At 73.8% G+C, this 19,094-nt stretch carries 16 protein-coding genes; 9 read left to right on the top strand and 7 right to left on the bottom strand.

The annotated features are described in order from the left end of the window. Window positions 1–10 precede the first annotated feature (10 nt). On the bottom strand, window positions 11–2,923 hold the full coding sequence (locus tag ABTY04_RS23830) for a poly(A) polymerase (RefSeq protein WP_352215392.1): 2,913 nt from the start codon (window positions 2,921–2,923) through the stop codon (window positions 11–13). After that, window positions 2,923–4,695 (bottom strand): RNA ligase family protein, encoded by a 1,773-nt coding sequence (locus ABTY04_RS23825; RefSeq protein WP_352215391.1) that lies wholly within the window; start codon window positions 4,693–4,695, stop codon window positions 2,923–2,925. Before ABTY04_RS23825 ends, ABTY04_RS23830 begins: the two co-directional genes overlap by 1 nt. 256 nt (window positions 4,696–4,951) lie before the next feature. On the opposite strand from ABTY04_RS23825, the gene ABTY04_RS23820 reads away from it, so the two are divergent. After that, window positions 4,952–5,851: a DUF3626 domain-containing protein gene (locus ABTY04_RS23820; RefSeq protein ID WP_352215390.1), complete on the top strand. Its 900-nt coding sequence runs from the start codon at window positions 4,952–4,954 to the stop codon at window positions 5,849–5,851. A gap of 244 nt (window positions 5,852–6,095) precedes the next feature. Further along, the gene (locus tag ABTY04_RS23815) at window positions 6,096–8,366 is read left to right on the top strand and encodes an eCIS core domain-containing protein (RefSeq protein WP_352215456.1); all 2,271 of its coding nucleotides are present in this window, start codon (window positions 6,096–6,098) and stop codon (window positions 8,364–8,366) included. Window positions 8,367–8,478: 112 nt separating this feature from the next. Here the strand turns inward: ABTY04_RS23815 and ABTY04_RS23810 are convergent, their stop codons facing one another. Continuing rightward, window positions 8,479–9,105: a TIGR03086 family metal-binding protein gene (locus ABTY04_RS23810; protein WP_352215389.1), complete on the bottom strand. Its 627-nt coding sequence runs from the start codon at window positions 9,103–9,105 to the stop codon at window positions 8,479–8,481. A gap of 129 nt (window positions 9,106–9,234) precedes the next feature. On the opposite strand from ABTY04_RS23810, the gene ABTY04_RS23805 reads away from it, so the two are divergent. After that, on the top strand, window positions 9,235–10,197 hold the full coding sequence (locus tag ABTY04_RS23805; RefSeq protein WP_352215388.1) for a helix-turn-helix transcriptional regulator: 963 nt from the start codon (window positions 9,235–9,237) through the stop codon (window positions 10,195–10,197). 12 nt (window positions 10,198–10,209) lie between these two features. Here ABTY04_RS23805 and ABTY04_RS23800 read toward each other — a convergent pair whose 3' ends face one another. The 3 genes from ABTY04_RS23800 to ABTY04_RS23790 form a co-directional block, all read right to left on the bottom strand. Further along, window positions 10,210–10,860: an NAD(P)-dependent oxidoreductase gene (locus ABTY04_RS23800; protein WP_352215387.1), complete on the bottom strand. Its 651-nt coding sequence runs from the start codon at window positions 10,858–10,860 to the stop codon at window positions 10,210–10,212. A 157-nt stretch (window positions 10,861–11,017) separates the two neighbouring features. Next, a complete protein-coding gene (locus ABTY04_RS23795) occupies window positions 11,018–11,470 on the bottom strand; it encodes a hypothetical protein (RefSeq protein WP_352215386.1) in 453 nt (150 codons plus the stop codon). An 89-nt stretch (window positions 11,471–11,559) separates the two neighbouring features. Beyond that, a complete protein-coding gene (locus tag ABTY04_RS23790; protein WP_352215385.1) occupies window positions 11,560–12,129 on the bottom strand; it encodes a DinB family protein in 570 nt (189 codons plus the stop codon). A gap of 324 nt (window positions 12,130–12,453) precedes the next feature. Here ABTY04_RS23790 and ABTY04_RS23785 point away from each other — a divergent pair, with 324 nt between their 5' ends. The 6 genes from ABTY04_RS23785 to ABTY04_RS23760 all read left to right on the top strand — a co-directional run bounded on the left by ABTY04_RS23785 (window position 12,454) and on the right by ABTY04_RS23760 (window position 17,403). Further along, a complete protein-coding gene (locus ABTY04_RS23785; RefSeq protein ID WP_352215384.1) occupies window positions 12,454–13,482 on the top strand; it encodes an NUDIX domain-containing protein in 1,029 nt (342 codons plus the stop codon). 42 nt (window positions 13,483–13,524) lie between these two features. Then, window positions 13,525–14,151, top strand: coding sequence for a hypothetical protein (locus ABTY04_RS23780; RefSeq protein ID WP_352215383.1), 627 nt, complete (start codon window positions 13,525–13,527; stop codon window positions 14,149–14,151). 119 nt (window positions 14,152–14,270) lie between these two features. After that, complete coding sequence (locus ABTY04_RS23775) at window positions 14,271–14,801, top strand: SRPBCC family protein (RefSeq protein ID WP_352215382.1); 531 nt, start codon at window positions 14,271–14,273, stop codon at window positions 14,799–14,801. Between the two features lie 215 nt (window positions 14,802–15,016). After that, window positions 15,017–15,670, top strand: coding sequence for a GNAT family N-acetyltransferase (locus tag ABTY04_RS23770; RefSeq protein ID WP_352215381.1), 654 nt, complete (start codon window positions 15,017–15,019; stop codon window positions 15,668–15,670). A 52-nt stretch (window positions 15,671–15,722) separates the two neighbouring features. Next, on the top strand, window positions 15,723–16,250 hold the full coding sequence (locus ABTY04_RS23765; RefSeq protein WP_352215380.1) for a hypothetical protein: 528 nt from the start codon (window positions 15,723–15,725) through the stop codon (window positions 16,248–16,250). A gap of 217 nt (window positions 16,251–16,467) precedes the next feature. Beyond that, complete coding sequence (locus ABTY04_RS23760) at window positions 16,468–17,403, top strand: class I SAM-dependent methyltransferase (RefSeq protein WP_502996706.1); 936 nt, start codon at window positions 16,468–16,470, stop codon at window positions 17,401–17,403. Window positions 17,404–17,512: 109 nt separating this feature from the next. On the opposite strand, the gene ABTY04_RS23755 is transcribed toward ABTY04_RS23760, so the two are convergent. Next, complete coding sequence (locus ABTY04_RS23755; protein ID WP_502996705.1) at window positions 17,513–19,012, bottom strand: DEAD/DEAH box helicase; 1,500 nt, start codon at window positions 19,010–19,012, stop codon at window positions 17,513–17,515. Between the last annotated feature and the right edge of the window lie 82 nt (window positions 19,013–19,094).

Below are 19,094 nucleotides of genomic sequence, written 5' to 3'. Positions count from 1 at the left end.
CGTGTGTTCGTCACTTGTCGCCGGGGAGGGGCGGATACCCGAGCCGGGGAACCGCCCCGCACTCCGCCCAGGCGACCTCAACGCCCGGGAGGTCGGCTGACCAGCGGCCCGCGAGCGCAGCGAGAGCGGCCGCGTCCGGCGGGGTCGCGCCGAGCCCGATCGCGTACCGGGCCGAGACGGGGGAGAGCGCGAAGGGACGCGGCCAGGCGTGCGCGTCCCGGACACCGGCCTCCGCGAGCGCGCCGAGCAGGGCGCGCATCCGGCCGCGCGCCCGGCCCAGGCGTTCCTCGAACTCCCCGGGCGCGTCCGCCCGTACGGTCACCACCGCCCACGCCGCGTGGCGGCGGTGCAGCGGCGGGGCGGCGAGGACCCGGGGGAAGGCCTCGGCATCGGCCTCAAGGAGCTCCCACGTCCCGTACAGCTCCCGAACCAGCAGGTCGCGCAGTCCCGGACCGACCTGGGCGGTGCAGGTGCGGACCGGTGCCGAGGGGGTGAGGACCGTGACGGCGTCCGCCTCCGCCTCCGGGTGCGGGGCCGGGGAAGGCGTGGTCAGGGCGATCGGTTCGCGCCAGTCCCAGGCGGCCCAGGTCCCGAAGAACTCCCGGAGCAGGGCCGCGGGGGACAGGTCGACGGCCTCGCGGACCGTACGCGCCGCCAGCGCGGCCCAGGCCAGCCCCGGCAGCCCGCCGAACGGCGCCGAGTCCAGTGCCCGGGCCCGGGCCCACGCCTTGGCGTCCCGGGCCAGCCGGACGAACTCCGCATACCGCTCGGCGCCCGCGAAGTCCCGTACCGCATCGGCGTCACTCACCGCGCTCAGTGCGATCGCGGCCGCCTCGCCGAGCTCCGCCCGCCGCTCCACCGCCCGCGCCGGGTCCATCCCGCCCGTGGCGACGACCACCAGGTCCACATCCAGTCCGGCCGTGCGCAGCCGCAGCCCCGGCACCCGCGCGCCGGTCACCTCCCGCATCCGCTCGGCCTCCGGCAGCGCCGCCGCGACCCGCTCCCGGACCTCCGCGATCCCGGGCGCGCCCGGCAGGGCCGCGACCAGGTCGAGGTCCGCCCCGGGCAGGGCGCAGCCCATGCGGCGGGATCCGGCGAGGTGCACCACGCCGTCGCCCAGTGCCGCCGCGATCCGGGCGGTGACGGCCCCGGCCGGGTCCTGCGCCCCGGGCTCGGGCCCGGGGCCCGACGGCGACTCGCGGCCCGCCTCCGGGCCCTGCTCGGGTACCCACCGCCACGTGCCGGTGCCGAGTTCCACCGTCGCCCGTACCCGCATCGGCCCGTCCCCGCGCCGCGACAGCACCGCGAGCTCCCCGACGCGGGCCGGCGTCCCGGTCCCGCCGAGCCGCGCGGAGAACTCCGCCGACGCCCGCTGCGGATCCCGGCTGCGCCCCAGCGTCAGGTGCGGGGTGAAGCCCTCGCGGCCGCGGCACCCCGGGAACCGCGCGGCGAGGGCCTGCCGCAGCTGCTGCCACGGCGCGTCGCCGGCCGCCGCCGGGTCCAGCCACACCGTGGCGTCCTCCCGGTGCCCGAAGGTGTGCACCCCGGCCGGCCGGGCCGTGAACGGCGGTGTCTGCGCAGCCGCTTCGGCCAGCAGGGGCAGAGCCTCCTCGAACGAGGACTCCGGTACGAAGCCGAACAGCAGGTTCACGTGTGCCGGCCAGCGGCGGACCGCCGGGTCGTGCTCGCGGCGCAGTTCCTCGACGGCCGGATCGTGCGGAGGCAGCCACGCCACCGCCGTCCGCGGGGTCGCCCGTACGCCGAGCACCGCGGGCCCGTCGTCCCGTCCCGCGAGGTCCACCACCGCCTCCACCCCGAAGTGGTCGGAGATGAACAGCCCTTCCGGACCAGGGGTGTTGCCCCGCAGGGCAGCTTCGCGCACCCGAGCCCCCGCCGAGCGCAGCAGGATCCGGTCCAGCCGGGCGGCCCGCCCCGACAGCGAGCCCACCGCGGCCAGTGGATTGGCCGCCGGATCGAAGGTCGGCGTGGCGTCCTGCCCTCCGTGCACCTCGCTCCAGGCGTCCCGCATGCCCAGTGCGGCCGCCGGTCCCTCCGGTCCGGAGCGGCCGTCGTTGAAGTCGCCGAGCAGCGCCGCGTCCGCCTCGATTCCGCTCAGGCCCTCGGCGATCCTGGCCAGTTCGATGCCGCGTCGCCCCGAGCCGTTCTCCGTATGATCGCTCGTCAGATGGACGGAGGCCACGACCAGGGGTCCGCTCGCGGTGTCCACCGTCACCGCGGCGACCGCCTTGTGCGGCCCCAGCAGGTGCAGCCCCGCCTCCCGGACGGGCAGCCGGCTCAGCACGAGCAGCCCGCTGGCGGCGACGTCCTTGCCGCGCGGGTCGGTGCCCACCGCGTACCCGGCCCGCACCCACGGCTCTTCCAGCAGCATGCCGAGCAGCGCGGGTTCGACCTCCTGGAGGGCGATCACATCGGCGTCCGCGGCCGCCAGGTCGGCCAGCAGCATGGGCCTGCGCCGGGCGGTGTCGATGCGCGGGGCGTCGTACCGGTCCCACAGGGTGTTCCAGGTCAGCAGCCGCACCCGCTGCGGCCCCGGGCCGGGGACGGGCGACGCGGGCGCGGCGGCCGGGGCCCCGGCCGGGCGCCAGGCGCCGCCGCCCGCCGGATCCCACGCGTGCGGGCTCCGGGCGGTGAAGAACGGGGCCCGCAGCAACCGCGGTTCGCGGATCCGCCCGGCCTGCGTGGAGTCGATCAGGTCGACCCCGCTCGCCCGGTCCCAGACGAGCTCGCCGTCGGCCTCGACGAACAGCACCCGGTGCCAGGGGATGTCGCCGCCCGGCACGAAGGAGTGCAGCGGGATCCGCTTCGGCGGCGCCCCGCGCTGGTGCAGCCCGAACACGAAGCGCGCCGGATCGAACCGGGGGTCCCAGCGGACCTGGTGGTAGAGCTCCTCACTGGTACGCATCAGCCGTCCTCGCCCACTGCCGCTGTCACTGCCCGCGTCTGCGCGGTGCCCCCGATGGTTCCCGCCGCGTCCTCCACGTTCCCGCCAGCCCCGATGTACCAGGTGCGGTGCGCCGGCCCGTGCCCGGGATACGGCGGGCTGAACCGGTGCAGCTGGTCGGTCAGTACCTGCGGCGGTACGGGATGGGCGCGGACGGCGTTGCGCCGGACCAGCTCCGCCTCCTCGACCAGCACCACGGCCTGGGTGACCAGCGCGTCGCGGCGGTGCGCGACCGCACCGGCCAGCCCCCGCTGCTGCTCGGTGAGGGACGTGGCGTCCCACACCACCGTGCCGCCGGCGGCCAGCGCGGCGTCCAGCCGCTCCAGGCCCTCGCGCAGCACGTCCGCGTTGGCCCGCTGGTCGGCGCGGGAACCCCGGGCGGTGCGCAGATCGTCAAGACTGATGTACGCGGCCACGCCCGGCAGGCTCCGGGCGTACGTGCTCTTTCCGCTGCCCGACGGCCCGCACAGCTGCACCAGACGCGGGAAGCCGCCGTCGCGCCACCGCCAGGTCGCGGCCACCGCCTCCTCGGCGGTGGAGATCCCGCCCCGCCCGAAGGCCTCCCGGGCCTCTGCCCAGCAGCGGTCGGCCGCGTCCGCGCCGAGACCCCCGAGGGCGTCCCGCAGCCCGGTGCGCAGTGGGCCCAGCGGATCGGGGCCGAGCAGCCCGGCCTCCTCGGCGTACAGCGCGGACCACTCCACGCACTCGCGCGCCTCGGCGTCCCCCGCGGCCGCCGCTCCGGCGAGTGCGTGCAGCATCCCCAGGTCGGCGGCGACCGCCATCCGGACCAGCCCGGCCCGCCGGCCCTCGTCCGGGAACGGCCGCTGCAGACACGGGTACAGCCCGACCAGGTCCGCGATCCGCCGGGCGAACGCCATCCCGAGCGGCCCTGCCGCCAGCCGGGCCCCGATCCGGGCCCGCGGCTCGCGGTGCAGTACGGCGGCCAGTACGCCGGCCAGCCGGTCTTCTCCGGTGCGGCCCGACGCGTCGAGCCGGCCCGCCACTTCGGCGACGACCGGCCCGACTGCGGCGTCGGGCGCGCGGTCCAGGCCGACGGAGGCCGTCAGCTCCTCCGCATCCGGCTCGGAGCCGGAGCGCACCGCCCACAGCGGGGCCTGCGGACCGAGCCCGTTCGGCACCACCTGCGCGTACATCCAGTGCGTGTCGGTCTGTACATGGCCGCCGCGCACCCACTTGGCGACGTACCGTCCGAAGTCCGCGCGGGCGAAGCCGGCCACCGTCCGTACGACGTAGCCCTCCTGCCGTGCGGTGTCCAGCCGCAGCCTGCGCAGCACGCGCCCGTCGAAGACGCCCCGCCAGAGCACGCGCGGGGTGGGCACCCCGAGGCCGTGCAGGAAGCGCACGGTCCGGTCCCAGTCCAGGCAGTGCTCGCCGTCCCACACCGAGAACCCGTAGAACCAGCCGTCCAGGTCCTCGTAGGGGATCGAGTGGCGGGCGTACATGTTCTCCCCGCACACCCGCCACCCCGCCGGTATGCCGGCACCGATCCGGCTCTGGAGGCCCTTGACCCAGGCCCGCGAGGGGTGGTGGCCCGAGTCCAGCGAGCGGGCGTGGAGCCCGTCGGCGTACAGAGTGGTGTTCTCCCCGTCGAGCTTCTCGGTGACCACGACCTCCCGCCCGGCCAGCCCCGCGAGCCCGGCGGCGCGCACGTCGTCCGCCGCCACCCCGGGCGACCAGGGAAGATGCGGTGTACGGGGGTAGTGCGTGCGCATGACGGCTCCTGCTCGACGACGGGGTGCGTCGTCACTCTAGGTATCCGGAGCGAGGGCATCCACCCAATAAGCGAGCGTGACGCCGCGAAGGTGCCGGGCATGCCGCAGACGTCGACGTCTTTGCTCAGCCGGTCAGGTGGACGACACCCGGAGCAAGCGCGCCCCCTGACAAATGGCGCGTCCCGCCTGCGGCCGGATGCAGGCGCGGGGGTAAACCCGCATGCGTTCACGGATCCGTTCGGGGGAGACTGCGCCCATGAGCTCCGACGCCGTCCAGACACCGCAGGAACGGGCCCTTGGGCATGTGGCCGCCTTGTCGTCAGGTCCACCGGTGGATCCGGTGCTGCGGGTGACCCTCAACTTCCACCCGGACCGCCCGGCGGGCGGCAGGACGGTCCTGGAGGCGCTGGCGCAGGACGCCGTCTACCTCTCGCAGTTCGTCACCGGGACGAGCAACGGTGGTCTGACCGCCCACCCGGGCGGTGACCGGTGGCGATGGGAGAGCCGGATCTTCAACGGCGCGTACGACGACGCGGCTGCTCGCGAGCGGCCCGTCTACGGAGCACTGAATCTGCGCCGCAAGCCGGTCGGTGCGGCGCCGCGGTTCGGGTCCGCCCACTTCCGGCTGACCGCCGGGGCGTTGACGCGGACCACGTTCTGCTACCCGGACAGCTTCCTCGAACCCTCGGACTTCGGTGTCGCAGAGCGCATGGGGCTCGTCGATCTCGCGCTGGCCGACCGTCAGGACGCCCTCGACGACTACATTGAGGCGCAGGTGCACGGGCCCGTCCGGTTGGACCGCGACGTGGAGGCGCTGGTCCTGGACCCCTGCTATCGGGGCACGGCCGTCGAGGACCTCGCCCGACGTCTTCCGTGCCCGGTGGAATGGCACGGCGGATTCCGTCTCACGGTCGAGGAACTCCGTCTGCATCCCGCCTACCGGGGCCAGGAGTACGTCGACCTGGGCACACGGATCGCCGTCGGCGGCCTGCTCGATCCGCAGATCATCGGGGATGCCGCACGCACCGGCCGCCACGACCCGCAGGCGGTCAAGAAGGTCTGGCACTGCCTCGCGCGCTTCGGAGCATCCCCGCGGTCCGCCGGCGATGCGGAAAGGACGCAGGACGAAGGAGCCGTGCTCGACGGCCTTCGGTGACGGCCTCCGAGGGGACTCAAGGGCAGCGGGTACTGCCCGGCACCTGCCCTCGCAGGCCTTTCGGACGCAGCGGTATCCGGGTCTCGTGGTGTCGATCCCACGGAAAGGCATCCCGTTGCTGCACGAACACGGCCCTGACCAGGCCACCGAAAAGCAGTCCCCCACCCCCGGGAGGCCTGCCCCGACGGACCGGGCAGGCCTCCTCGCGCTCCAGCGGACCGCCGGGAACGCGGCGGTGCTCCGGATGCTGCAACTGGCCGGGTACCCGTACGCCCAGGAAGAGCACCGGCACGCTGCCGGCTGCGGCCACCAGGGGCATCCGAGTCCCCGGAGTCCGCTGGGCGCCGTGGCGCCGGTACAGCGCTCGGCCGTCCACGACGTCCTCGCCGGCGCCGGCCGCCCCCTCGACACCGCGCTGCGCGAAGAGATGGAATCCCGCCTCGGAGCGGATTTCACCGACGTCCGCATCCACGACGACAGTGCCGCCCGGGCCTCCGCCGCGAGCGTCGGCGCCCGCGCGTACACGTCCGGCAGCCACGTCGTCATCGGCGACGGCGGCGCCGACAAGCACACCCTGGCCCACGAACTCACCCACGTCATCCAGCAACGCCAAGGCCCCGTCGCCGGAACCGACAACGGGGCGGGCCTGAAGGTCTCCGACCCGTCCGACCGCTTCGAACAAGAAGCGGAGGCCAACGCCACCCGCGTCATGTCGGGCGAGGCGCCTCAGGTGCAGCGAACCGGGCACGCTCCGGAGGCCGGGTCGAGAGATCACAGCAGTCCCGTCATCCAGCGCGCCTATCCGCCCGCGTTGATGCGCGCCGACAGCTTCGAGGTGGCCGGGACCACCGACGGAGACTTCAGGGCGCATATCGACGTCGACCACAGGAATCCCGCGCTCGCCGGCCTCCCGGCGGTTCTGGCGGACGTGCAGATATCCAACGTGACGATCAGCGACTCCGACCGGGGCGATACGCAGTTCGGTGCAGACCAGGAGTCCCACACCACGGCGTGGACGCTGCTCCGTCAAGCTCTGATGAACTTTTCCAACAGGTCGGCGGAATCGCTCGTCAGGTACATCGAATATCACCTCGGGCGCATGGGCGGGCTTGAAATGAGCACCTGGACGACCCCCGGCGCCGCCGGGAGATGGCACGAGGAATTCGTGGCGACGGGTGCCCTTTTCGCCGCGCTGAACGCGGGGACCGCCAGGGCCCCGCTGGTCCAGTGGGGTCACCAGCTCTCCAACCTCCTCGAAGGATTCGTGCGGACCTATCAGCTGAGTTCCATCGCGACGTACAGAAGGGGAACCCCGCGCGGGCACGGGGAGGGAACCGCCATGGCCGCCCTGCGGCAGGCGGAAAGGGCGCTCGAACAGGGCGAGTATGCAGAGAATCCGCAAAATGACGAAATGCTGGCGAGGCTTCGCAATTCCCTGTTGGACGCGCCCGGCATGCCGACCGCCGCGCTGCCCGCCCAGGCCATGGCCGTTCAGCATTTCAGTGAAACCTTCAGTGTCGCTTTCCCGACCATCGACGAATACCTCAAGGCTAAGTACGACGGTGACTACAGGCCGGATCACGATGCCGATTACGCACTGATACTGGGAGAATTCGACGACAGCAGTGGAGACGTGTCCTCCATGGGCGCCCCGCTGGACCTCGGCGCCCTGGAGACGGGTTTCCTCGTCCGGTCTTCGGTCATTCCCGACGGGAACCGTCTTGTCATCGGGAACATCCAGGTGAGCGAGAGCGAGCGCCCGAAGACCCAATTCGTGACCAATCAGCGGTCGCACACGGTGGCGTGGGGCCTCATCACGAGGCGTGTCACCGCCCTGAGCGGGCGAGGCCTGACGGATGCCGTCACACTCATGGGGGAATTCCTGAACGAGTCCCGGAACCATCCCCCGGTGAACAGCGGCACCGAATTTCTTGCCAGTTGGCATTCGGTCCGCGAGCAGTTGGAGGAAAGGATGGCGTTCCTCCGGACGGAGCCCGCGCTCAGTCACCACACGTGGTCGGCCTACGTCAGCGACACCATGCGCGCCTGCGTCTCCCTCCACAACGCAGACCGGCTCGCGACCACGGGCGGGAGCGCCACGGACCTCGGCGCTGCGCTGGGGCACGGCGAAGGGGCCACCTTCGCAAGGCTCGACCGCATCCAAGGCGGGATGAGCGGGCCCGGAGATCCGGATCCCATCGACACGGCGCTCGCCCTGCTGGACATAGATGCCATGCGGACGAGACTCATCAACAGGATGACCGAAGGCGCAGGGCTTGGACTGCGAAGCCGCGTTGCGCCGTCAGCGCAGGTGCGGCACGCACAGTACATCCAGACCTACGACCACGGCGACGTGGGAAATGACGTGCGCACGGTGATCACCAGGTGGGCACATTTGATCGTTGCAACCTACCCGAACATCGGGGTCTCCTTCGATGAGCTGAGGGAAGCGGCGGATCAGGAGGTCCGCGAAGGGTTCTCCGCCGCAGAACTGATACTGCTGGGCATTCACTGAACCCGACTGTCCTGCGCGAACCGGATGGCAGCCGACCGGGACCGGCGGACGGTGATCACCCGCCGTGTCCACCGGTCGGCCGCCACGGCAGGCGCGATGCCGAGCGGCGAGGTCAGGGACGGCGCCCGGCCCAGGCGACCAGACGGTCGATCGCCGGGGCGTCCGCGTCCACGGGCACGGCCTCGGCGAACGGGATCCGCCCGCCGCGGGTTTCGGCCGGCAGCGCGCGGCGTACGACGGCGATGACCCGCTCGATCAGGGCCGGGTCCCACTCCGGACGCTGCCCCGTGGCGATCGCCAGGTCCCACGTGTGCACGGTGAGTTCGTGGGTGTAGACGGCCGCGGCGGCCGCTCCCGGCATGACACCCATCGGCAGGCGCAGCTGCCGGCCGAGGACGGCCGGGTCGGCCCACACCCGAGCGACCTCGCGGGCACCCGGCTCCCACGCCGCCGCCCACGCCCCGTCGGCGAGCTCGTCGGCGAACGACGGGACGCTGAACGGGTCCTCGCCGCGCCCGATCACCGAGATCCGGCGGACCACGGCGACGAGGTGGCTGGAGAGCCGCCGGACGTCGAACTCGTCACACGGGGTCTGGGCGTCGTACTGATCGGGCCGGACGGCGGCGAGGATACGGCCCGCCAGGTCGACGGCCGCGGCGAGGTCCAGACGGGGGTCGAAAGAGGCGGTGGAGCCGGTGGAGGCGGACGGGGTCTCGGTGAGCTGCGTGGTCTCAGTCATGAGTTCATCCTGGATGCTGAACTGGCCACCTTCTGGCCAGTTTGCCGAGGAGAATGGAAAGTAGACGAAGACGGCGAGGAAGACGCAGCAGACGCAGATGCGGACGCCGCGGCGGGAGAGAAGAGGCACATGAGAGCCGACCGACTCGTGGCGACCCTGCTGTTCCTCCAGGAGCGCGGCCGGGTCACCGTCCCCGAAGTGGCCGCCGAACTGGAGGTGTCCGAACGCACCGCCCGCCGTGATCTGGAAGCCCTGGCCGCGTCCGGCATCCCCGTCTACTCACAGCGGGGCCGCGGCGGCGGCTGGTCCCTCGTCGGCGGGGCCCGTACCAACCTCACCGGGCTGACCACCGACGAGATCCGGGCGCTGTTCCTCGTCACCGGACCCCTGACGGCCACTCCCGAACTGCGCACCACCCTGCGCAAGCTGGTCCGGGCCCTGCCGCCCACCCTGCGGGCGGAAGCCGAGGCCGCCACCCGCGCGGGAGTCGTCGACGCCACGGACTGGTCCCGCAACCCCGCCACGGCCGATGCCGCCCACCGCTCCGCGCTCCAGGGCGCCGTCGTGGACGGGATCCGGGTCCGCCTCGGATACGCGGGCGTCGGCAAACCGGCCGGCGAGCGCACCGTCGACCCCCTGGGGCTCGTCGCCAAGGCGGGAGTCGACTACCTGGTCGCCGGTACGGACAAGGGCCTGCGCACGTTCCGGCTGAGCCGGGTCCTCTCCGTTGAGCCGACCGGCGAATCCGTGGTCCGGCCGCCGGGCTTCGACCTGGCCACGGCCTGGCGGGAGCTGTCCGGGGCCTTCCAGGACGGCATGTACGCGGTGACCGCGCGGGCCCGCGTCCACCCCGACACGGTGGCCCTGCTGCAGCGGCTCCTCGGCGGCCGGGTACGCGTCGGCGGTCCGCTGCCCGACGGCTGGACCGAGGTGTGGGTCGACGGACCGGCCCCCAAGGCGCTGGCCGCCCACCTGTCCGGGCTGGGGGCGGGAGTCGAGGTCCTGGACCCGCCGGAGGTGCGGCAGTGGCTCGCCCGGCTCGGCGCCGAACTCACGGAGATGTACGCCGCGGACGCGCCGCCCGTCCGGTAGCGGCACGCCCGGTCAGTAGCCGACGGTGAACCGCCGGCCCGGATGGGCTTCGCGCTCGACCTCGTCGAGCAGGGCCACGGCGAGGTCCTCGGCCGAGATCCGGCTGCGGCCGTCCTCGTCCACGATCAGGTCGTCGAGGGCCAGCCGGTACGTGCCCGTGCGCTCGCCCGGCACGATCTGCGCGGCGGGGCTCAGGCAGCTCCAGCGCACCTCCTCCACCGGCACCGTGCGCAGGAAGTCCAGCGCCTCCCCGTGGGCGTTCATGAGGGCGCGGAGCGCCTCCGGCGCTCCCGCCTGGTCCCGGACCAGCGGGCCCGCGGGGGTACGCAGCGAGCCCGCCCCACCCAGGGTGATCACACGGGGCCGCAGGGGTTCCGGGCCGAGTGTGCAGACGCCGCCGATCAGTGATTTGACGGCGGTCACCAGCACCTCCGGGTCCCCGGCCCCGGGGCCGACGGCGCTGATGACCACGTCCTGCCCGGCGGCCGCATCGGCGACGGAGTGCGGGTCGAGGACGTCGCCCCGCACCACGTCGGCCGCGGAGTCCGCGAGCTTCGCGGGGTCGCGTACGACCGCGGTGACCTGGTGGCCGCGGTGGAGCGCTTCGCGTAGCACGTGGGCTCCGAGGGTGCCGGTCGCGCCGAACAGGGTGATCCTCGCCATGGCGACTCCCCGAGGGTGGAGGCGGTACGGGGCTCCGGTCGGACCCGCGCCGACCATCCAAGCGAACCCGCCCGCCGACGCCCCGCAGCCGGGCCGGGGCCACTCGGATGATCCGGATCGGGTCATTCTGCCGGTCACGGGCCGGGAGGCGGGCTTCCTAGTGGCACAGGGCGACGATCGACGGGGAGACCGTGCCCTTGGCGGCCTCGCACAGGGGCGCCATGTCGTACGCACGCGGCGGCGCGGGCCGGGGCTTCGGCTGTGCGGGCGGCCGCCTGCTCGGCTTCGGCGCCGGGGCGGGGTGCGCGGGGTGCGCCCGTCCGGCAGGTGCGCGGTCGCCGCTCCCGCGCTGCGGCCGGTGCCCCTCGGGCTGCGCTGCGGGCGCGGCGGGCGGCTCCGGCGCGTCCTCGGGCGGGGCCGACGGGGTCTCCGACGCCGGCAGCGGGCCCAACGGCAGGGCCTCGACCGCCGCTTCCCGGGCGGCCGTCCGGTCCACCGACGGAACCGCGCGGGCCGGCTCCGCGGGTCCGGCCGGCCGCACGGTCACGCACCCGGCGGTCAGCGCCAGCGCGGCGAGGATCAGGGGCAGGGCTGCCCGGCGCAACTGCATCCACCCACCCTGCCGTACGGGAGCCGGCGGAACCCACGCACCGTCACGCGTACGGGTGACGGTGCGGCGGGAGCCGCCGCCCGGCCCCGTTACTGGCCCACCCGTCCGTCGACGCACTCGCGCAGCAGGTCGGCGTGCCCGCAGTGCCGGGCGTACTCCTCGACCCTGTGCACCATCAGTTCCCGGACCGCGATCCCGTCCTTCCCCACGCGCTCGCCCAGGTCCGGGTGCTCGGCCAGCGCGGCGTCGGTCGCGGCCTGCTCACGCTCCAGATCGGCGTACGAGGCGTCGACCACGGCCTGCTCGGCGACGGCTCCGTCGAAGTCCGCGTCGCGGACGCCGTACAGCTTGGGCAGCGGGTCGCCGTCGCGGATCCAGTTGCGCCAGTCCCGTTCCACCTCGGCGAGGTGCCGGACCAGGCCGAGCAGCGACATCGTCGAAGGCGGAACCGAGCGACGGGCCAGTTGCTCCGCATCCAGGCCCTCGCACTTCATCCGCAGGGTCTTGCGGTAGTCCGACAGGAATTCCTGCAGCGTCGCGAGCTCGCCCTCGGCGCTGCCTCCTTGGCTGTTGCGGGGGTCTTCGTCCGGGTCGGCCCACATGTCGGGGTAGACGGTCGCCTGGGTCCATCGCGCGGGTTGGTCACTCATGCGCTGCATGGTCGTCGCCAACGGCCCGCGTGCGCCACTGAGTTCCCGTACCGCGACGGCTGCGCCCGGCCCGACTGCGCGGCCAGTCGGGGCAGGTGCGTACGCGCCGAGCGCCCTCGCGCCGAGCGCGGTCCGGTGACGTGGTCGGACCGGCGGGTTTCATGCCGCCAGTCCGCAACGCGACGGTACCAGGGGAGAGCGTAACAAGGTAATAAGGAGGCATAGGGGCGGTAAAGCAACGGTCAGCCAACCGGGATGCGTTGCCGGCGTAACCCGCGGGCCGCAAGGGCTGTTGCACAGGCGGAGGGTCCATCCACGGTGAACGGAGTTCCGATGCCGCAGCTGACCGACGAGGCCGTGACCGGCGATTCCGGAGACGGGCCGGGCACGTGGATGAGCCCACAGGAGTACGGGGCTTCGCGGGCCGTGCTCTGGGCCGGTGCCGTCGTCCTGGTCACCGACACCGACGGCCGGATCCTCGTCCAGAGCGTCGACTACCGCACCGACCGGCTGCTGCCCGGCGGCGCCGTGGACACGGGCGAGGCCCCGTCGGCCGCCGCGGCCCGTGAGATGCGGGAGGAACTCGGCGTCGACGGCAGCTACTTGAGCGGGCTCGCGGTGGACTGGATCCCGGCCGACACGCCCGGCTTCCCGCCCGAGATGCGCTTCCCGGGGGAGATCCTGCACGTGTACGACGGCGGCACCTGGACCCCGGACCGGATCGACGAGATCCGCCTCCCGGCCCGGGAGGTCACCGGCGTCGGCTTCGCCGAACCGGCCGACCTGCCCGCCCTGATGGACCCCGGCGACGCCCGCCGCGCCCTGTCGGCCCTGCGCGCCCGCATCAACGGCGGCGGCCCGGCCCTGCTGGAGGACGGCCGTCCCACCTCGCCGACCGCCCTGGACCGGCTCGGGGCCCTGCGCAGCCGCCGCACCCCGCACCACGGCACCTGGCACCCCGGCCCGGTGCCCGCGCTGCTGCCCGTACGGGATCCCTCTGCCTGGCTGTTCGCACCCGACGGCCGGGTCCTGCTCCTGATCTGCCGGGCCACCGGATCCGCCCACCTCCCGCCCCCGGCGGCGCCGCCCGCCGCGGGCGACGCCCATCCGCTCGGCTACCGGTACGCCGACGAGGCCGCCCACCCCCGGAGCGCGGCCCGTCTCACCCGGCTGCCCCCCGCCGCGGACCCGGCGTACGCGCGCCTCCTGGCGACCCCCGAGCAGGTCCGCGAACTCGCCGACTGGGGACCGGCCGGCCACGCGGAACTCGCCGCGGTCCACACGGCCCGCACCCGCCTCTCCCTCCCGGCCCCGCCCCGCACCCCGCTCACCGAACTCCCCTCGGAGGGCACCCGCTGGTGACCCGGCAGGGCGCTGTCAGTGGTCGCTCGTAGCGTGATCGTCATGGGATTCACCAGCGCATGGTCGATCAGCAGCCACTCCGACTCCGTCGTCGCGGAGCTCGCGCCCCGGCTCGCCCCCGCCCTGGAAGCCGACCGCACGGATCCGGCGGCCCGGAGCCGCTGGGCTGCCTGGCAGCGCGCCCCGCTGCCGGACCACCGCACCTGGTACACCGACCGGGCGTACGACGAGGCGGTCGACTCCTTCCAGGCCCTGACCCGGCCCGGCGAGCACGTCGACGACCTCTGCAACGGCATCAGCGACCCCGGGTTCCATGTGATGGAGGACCTCTGGGATCCCGAACCGGACGCGGCGGACATGTTCGTTTCCGTGCACAGGAAGGAGTACGCGGTCGCCGCCCTGTTCCACGCCATCGGCCCGGCCCGGGCCGCGCTGCTGCCCGGCTGGTGCGGGAACGTGCTGCTCACCGCCGCCGAGGTCCGCCTGACGCTGCCGGACGTGGAGCGGGCGCTGACCTTCACCCCTGCGGAACGGGCCCGCGTCACCGGCCGGGACTGGCTGGACTACGGCGCCCGGGACGAACACGTCACCGACGGCCCCCTGCGCGTGTGGCGGAACGCAGCTGCCGCGGGCCGCGGGATCTGCACGGTCGCACTGCACGTCCAATGACCGTCCGCAGGCGGGCGGGGGATCACCCGGTCGCCGAAGCCCTGGCGGCGCAGCCCTCCGCCCCCGCCGCGACCTGGGAAATCCGTCGTCCACGGGTGCCGGTCCCGCAGCATGGGGGCATGAGCGAGAGCGCGATCACCTACACCCTCTACATCCAGGCCGATCCCGCCCGGGTCTGGCAGGCCCTCACCGAGCCCGCCTTCACCCGGCGGTACTGGGGGCTGAGCTTCGAGACCGACTGGGCGGTGGGATCGACGATGGACTGGGTGGAGCGCGGGGCGCGGACCAGTGATCCCGAGCAGGTGGTCCTCGACTGCGTCCCCGACCGCCGGCTCTCGTACACCTGGCACACCTTCACCCCGCAGTGGGCGGCCTCCGCCGGGATTGCCGAGGACCTGCGCGCCGAGCTGGCGCAGGAGCGGCGTACGAAGGTGACGTACGAGATCGAGCCCGTCGGCGACGCGCTCGCGCGCCTGACCGTCCTCCACGAGGGCTTCGAACCCGGCGGCACCCTCATCGGCATGTGCGGCCGGGCCTGGCCGATGCTCGTCTCCAGCCTCAAGACCCTGCTGGAGACCGGGGCCCCGCTGCCCGAGCTGGAGCGGGGCTCCGGCCAGGAGCCCGGCGGCGACGAGGCCCGCGGGGGCTGAACGGGCGAACCGGCGGGCGGGCCCGGAGCCGGCCCCCTCCGCCCGCCGCGTCCGCCCGTCGCCCCGGCCGAACTGCCGTACGCCGCACCTGAGATCATGTGTAGAGACCACGGAATCAGGAGCACCGACATGGCCCTCGAACGCCACCGCGCAGCCCTCGGCCGGCCCCGCAAACGCCTCGTCGCGTCCGGCTCCTGCAGGCAGGTCTGACGGACATGGGCCACACCCTCGAAGCGATCCTCGATGCGGCGGCCGTCGGGCGGTTCCCGCCGCCCGACGGCGGGACGACCGTGGTGCCGCAGCCGAGTCCGCGCGACGCCGGCGTCATCGCGTTCACCGCGCATTCCGTGGTGTTCACCGACGAGGACCCGCAGTGGGTGCACTCCGCCCTCGCCGCCCTCGACTGCGACGGCCTGGCCGCCACCATGCACCCGCGCTTCCTCGGCGCCCTGCTCGACCGCACCGGCCGCACCACCGACACCATCGACCTGCTCACCGTCGCCGGCCCGCTGCCCGGCGACCCGCCGCTGGAGCTGTGCGAGGTCGCCGACCCCGACCACCCCCGGGTGCGCCGGGCCCTGCGCCGCCGCGACGACGTACGGGTCTGGGCGGCCGACGGGGGAGTCCTCGTACTCGGCCGCGGCGTCGCGGGCCGCTGGGAGACGGCGATCGAGGTGGACGAGGGCGTCCGCCACCGGGGCCTGGGCCGGGACCTGGCCCGGGCCGCCCGCCACCTCGTCCCCGACGGAGGGCCGGTCTGGTCCCAGCAGGCCGCGGGCAATGCCCGCAGCATCAGGGCCTTCCAGGCCGCCGGGTTCCGCCCGGTCGGCTCGGAGGCCCTGCTGGTGCCCCGGACCGCCCGGCCGTAGCCGCCGACCCCGCGCACCGGTCGGTCGGCGCGGGCATGTTGGAATGGGGCGCATGGGGAGAAGCGAGAACGAGATACGCCAGGGGGGCAGCCCGGTGCGCCGGGCGGCGGAGGGCACGACCACCGCGCCCGACCACTGGCGCTACGTCCGCCACCTCGACGCCCTGGCCACCGCGGCCGGTCTCGACGCCGGCGTCGAGGGGGACGCCGTGGCCGCCGTCCTGGGCGATCCCGACCCGGTGATGGCCGAGAGCGCGGTGGTCACCCACCTCGACCGCCGCGCCGCCCACCTGCTGACCGACCCCCGGTTCCCCGGCTGGGCCCGCGCCATGCGCGCCGCGATCGGCGCCCGCGCCTTCCCGGGCCGCCGGCTGCGCGAGTGGACCCTGCTCAAGGAGATCACCCGCGGCGAGCCGTGGTCGGCGGCCGAGCTGACGGCCGCCTCCGACTGGTGCCAGCGCACCGCCGCCGAGTTGCTGACCTCGTACGAGGCCCTCGACCTGCTCGCCGCCACGGGCCGCACCCGCCGCGTGCGCAACACCGCCGCCCAGCGGCTGCACCGCCGCAACCTCCCGGGCTGACGCCACGACGCGGCCCGGCCGGGCCCGGCCTCGGCGTCGGCGTCGGCGTCGGCGAGGAGAAGAAGTGGTCAATCGGGAACAAGACGGGAAATCAGCGGCAGTCGTTCTGTCCACTGGGCACAAAGTCTCGTCATACGGCTGTTCGGGGGCTTAAAGTCTGGCTACCTGGCCGGGTATCAGCGTTGATCCGATGCCGTTTCACTGGAGGCTGCTCTCCGTGTCGCACGTTTCCCAAGCTCCCGTCACCACCCCCGACGGCGAGCCGGCCCCGCCCCCACCCACCGCGTACAGCCAGGTCAAGGGTTGGTTTTCGGGCTACGACCAGGTGCTCTTCGACTGGTTCCTGACACACCGGAACGGCGAAGAGGACAAGCCGGGCGATCTTCTTGAGCTCGGCGCGTTCATGGGGAAGAGCGCGATCTTCCTCGGGGGGTACCTGCGGGAAGGCGAGGAGTTCACCGTCTGTGACCTCTTCGACTCGCCCGCGCCGGACGACTCCAATCTTGCCGAGATGCAGGATTCGTACCCCACGCTCACCCGACGCGGGTTCGAGACGAACTACCTGGCCTTCCACGAGGCCCTCCCCACGGTCATCCAGGCGCCGACCTTCGTGGTCGCCGACCGGGTGCGCCCGGCGAGCTGCCGGTTCGTCCACATCGACGCCTCGCACCTCTACGAGCACGTCGTCCAGGACATCGCGTCCTCGCGGGTCGTGGCGGCCCCGGGCGCCGTCGTCGTCTTCGACGACTACCGCTCCGAACACTGCCCCGGCGTCGCCGCCGCCGTGTGGGCCGCGGTGGCCACCGGCGAGCTGCACCTGATCTGCGTGTCGGCGTCCAAGCTGTATGCCACCTGGGACGACCCGGCGCCCCACCAGTCGGCGCTGCTCGGCTGGCTGGACGGCCGCAAGGACCTGTGGCACGGGGTGGACGTCGTGGCTGGCCAGTCCCTGGTCCGGATCGGCGACGAGGGGGTCGTCCCGCCGGCGCCCCCGAAGCCGCTGCGCCCGGCGCCCGAGCCCGCGGTGGCGCCCGTGCACCAGAGCGGACCCCGCCCGCGGGTCGCCACCGCCTGGCGCAGGCTGGCCAAGGACCTGCTCCCACCGGTCGTCACCCGCGCGATCGTGGCCTGGCGCCGGCGCCGCCGCGGCTGACCCGCCGCACCGCCGGCTCGCCCGTCCGGAAACACGTACGGTGCCGGTCCCCGCTTCCGGGGGCCGGCACCGGCGCGTCGGTGGCCGTGGCTCCGGTGCGCGCCGCGGGTCAGCCGCCCTTGCGGACCCGGGCCGCGCGGCGCGCCTCGGCGAGCTTGCGGGCCTCCGAGGTCTTGCGGGACTCCTTGCCCGCCCCCGGCCGGCCCGGACGGGTGCCCATCCCGCGGAAGCCGAGGTCCGAGCCCGAGGGCCGGCCCTTGGCGTCGGTCGGCTCCGCACCCGCCAGCGGCACCCCGGACGGGGGCCTGGCCCCGGTGATCCGGCTCAGCGCGGCCTCGCCGGAGCGGACCTGGGTGGTGGTCGGCCGGATCCGGGCATCGGACATCAGCCGGACCATGTCCCGGCGCTGGTTCGGGGTGACCAGGGTGACGACCTTGCCGGACTCGCCCGCGCGGGCCGTGCGGCCGCCCCGGTGCAGGTAGTCCTTGTGGTCGGCCGGCGGGTCCACGTTCACGACGAGGTCCAGGTCGTCGACGTGGATGCCGCGCGCGGCGACGTTCGTCGCGACGAGGACCGTGACGGCCCCGGTCTTGAACTGCGCGAGCGTGCGCGTGCGCTGCGGCTGCGACTTGCCGCTGTGCAGGCCTTCCGCCCGTACGCCCATGGCCCGCAGGTGCTTCACGAACTGGTCCACGCCGTGCTTGGTGTCCAGGAACATCAGCACCCGGCCCTCGCGCGCCGCGATCTCGGTGGCCGCCGAGTACTTGTCGGCGGAGTGGATGTGCAGCACGTGGTGGTCCATGGTGCTCACCGAGGCCGCCGACGGGTCGACGGAGTGGGAGACCGGGTCCTTCAGGTAGCTGCGCACCAGCTGGTCCACATTGCGGTCCAGGGTGGCCGAGAACAGCATCCGCTGCCCCGCGTGGTGCACCTGGTCCAGGATCTCGGTGACCTGTGGCATGAAGCCCATGTCGCACATCTGGTCCGCCTCGTCGAGGACGGTGATCCGCACCCGCTCCAGGTGGACGTCGCGCCGCCCCACCAGGTCGCTGAGGCGCCCGGGGGTGGCCACCACGACCTCGGCGCCGGTGCGCAGCGCGCTCACCTGCCTGCCGATCGACAGCCCGCCGACCACCGTGGCCATCCGCAGGTCCAGGGCCTGCGCGTACGGCGTGAGTGCCTCGGTCACCTGCTGCGCCAGCTCGCGCGTCGGTACGAGGACCAGGGCCAGGGGGCGCTTCGGGTCGGCCTTGTGGCCCGCGGTACGGGCCAGCAGCGCCAGGCCGAAGGCCAGCGTCTTGCCGGAGCCGGTCCGCCCGCGGCCGAGGATGTCCCGGCCGGCCAGGGAGTTGGGGAGCGTGGCCGCCTGGATGGGGAACGGCTGCGTCACCCCTAGGTCGGTCATCGTCTTCACCAGCTCACGGGGCAGGTCGAGCTCGGAGAACGCCGCCACCGGCGGCAGCGCCGGCTCGACCGTCTCGGGCATCGCGAACTCGCCCTGCAGGGGCGCGGTCCGGGGAGCCTTGCCGCCCGACTTCGCACCGCCCCTGGGGCCTGCCTTGGCTCCGGCCTTGATGCCGAAACGCCCGTGAACCGACGGGTTCTTCATGCAGAACCTTCCGTGAGACGTGAAAAGACGAATTTTACCATCGGGGCCACGACGCCATGAGTGCGCACGGCGTGGGAGTGCA

Source organism: Streptomyces sp. NPDC097981 (assembly GCF_040302565.1).
Lineage (GTDB): Bacteria > Actinomycetota > Actinomycetes > Streptomycetales > Streptomycetaceae > Streptomyces.
Note: the sequence above shows the minus strand (reverse complement) of the source record. Positions and strands in the feature narration are given on the sequence as shown.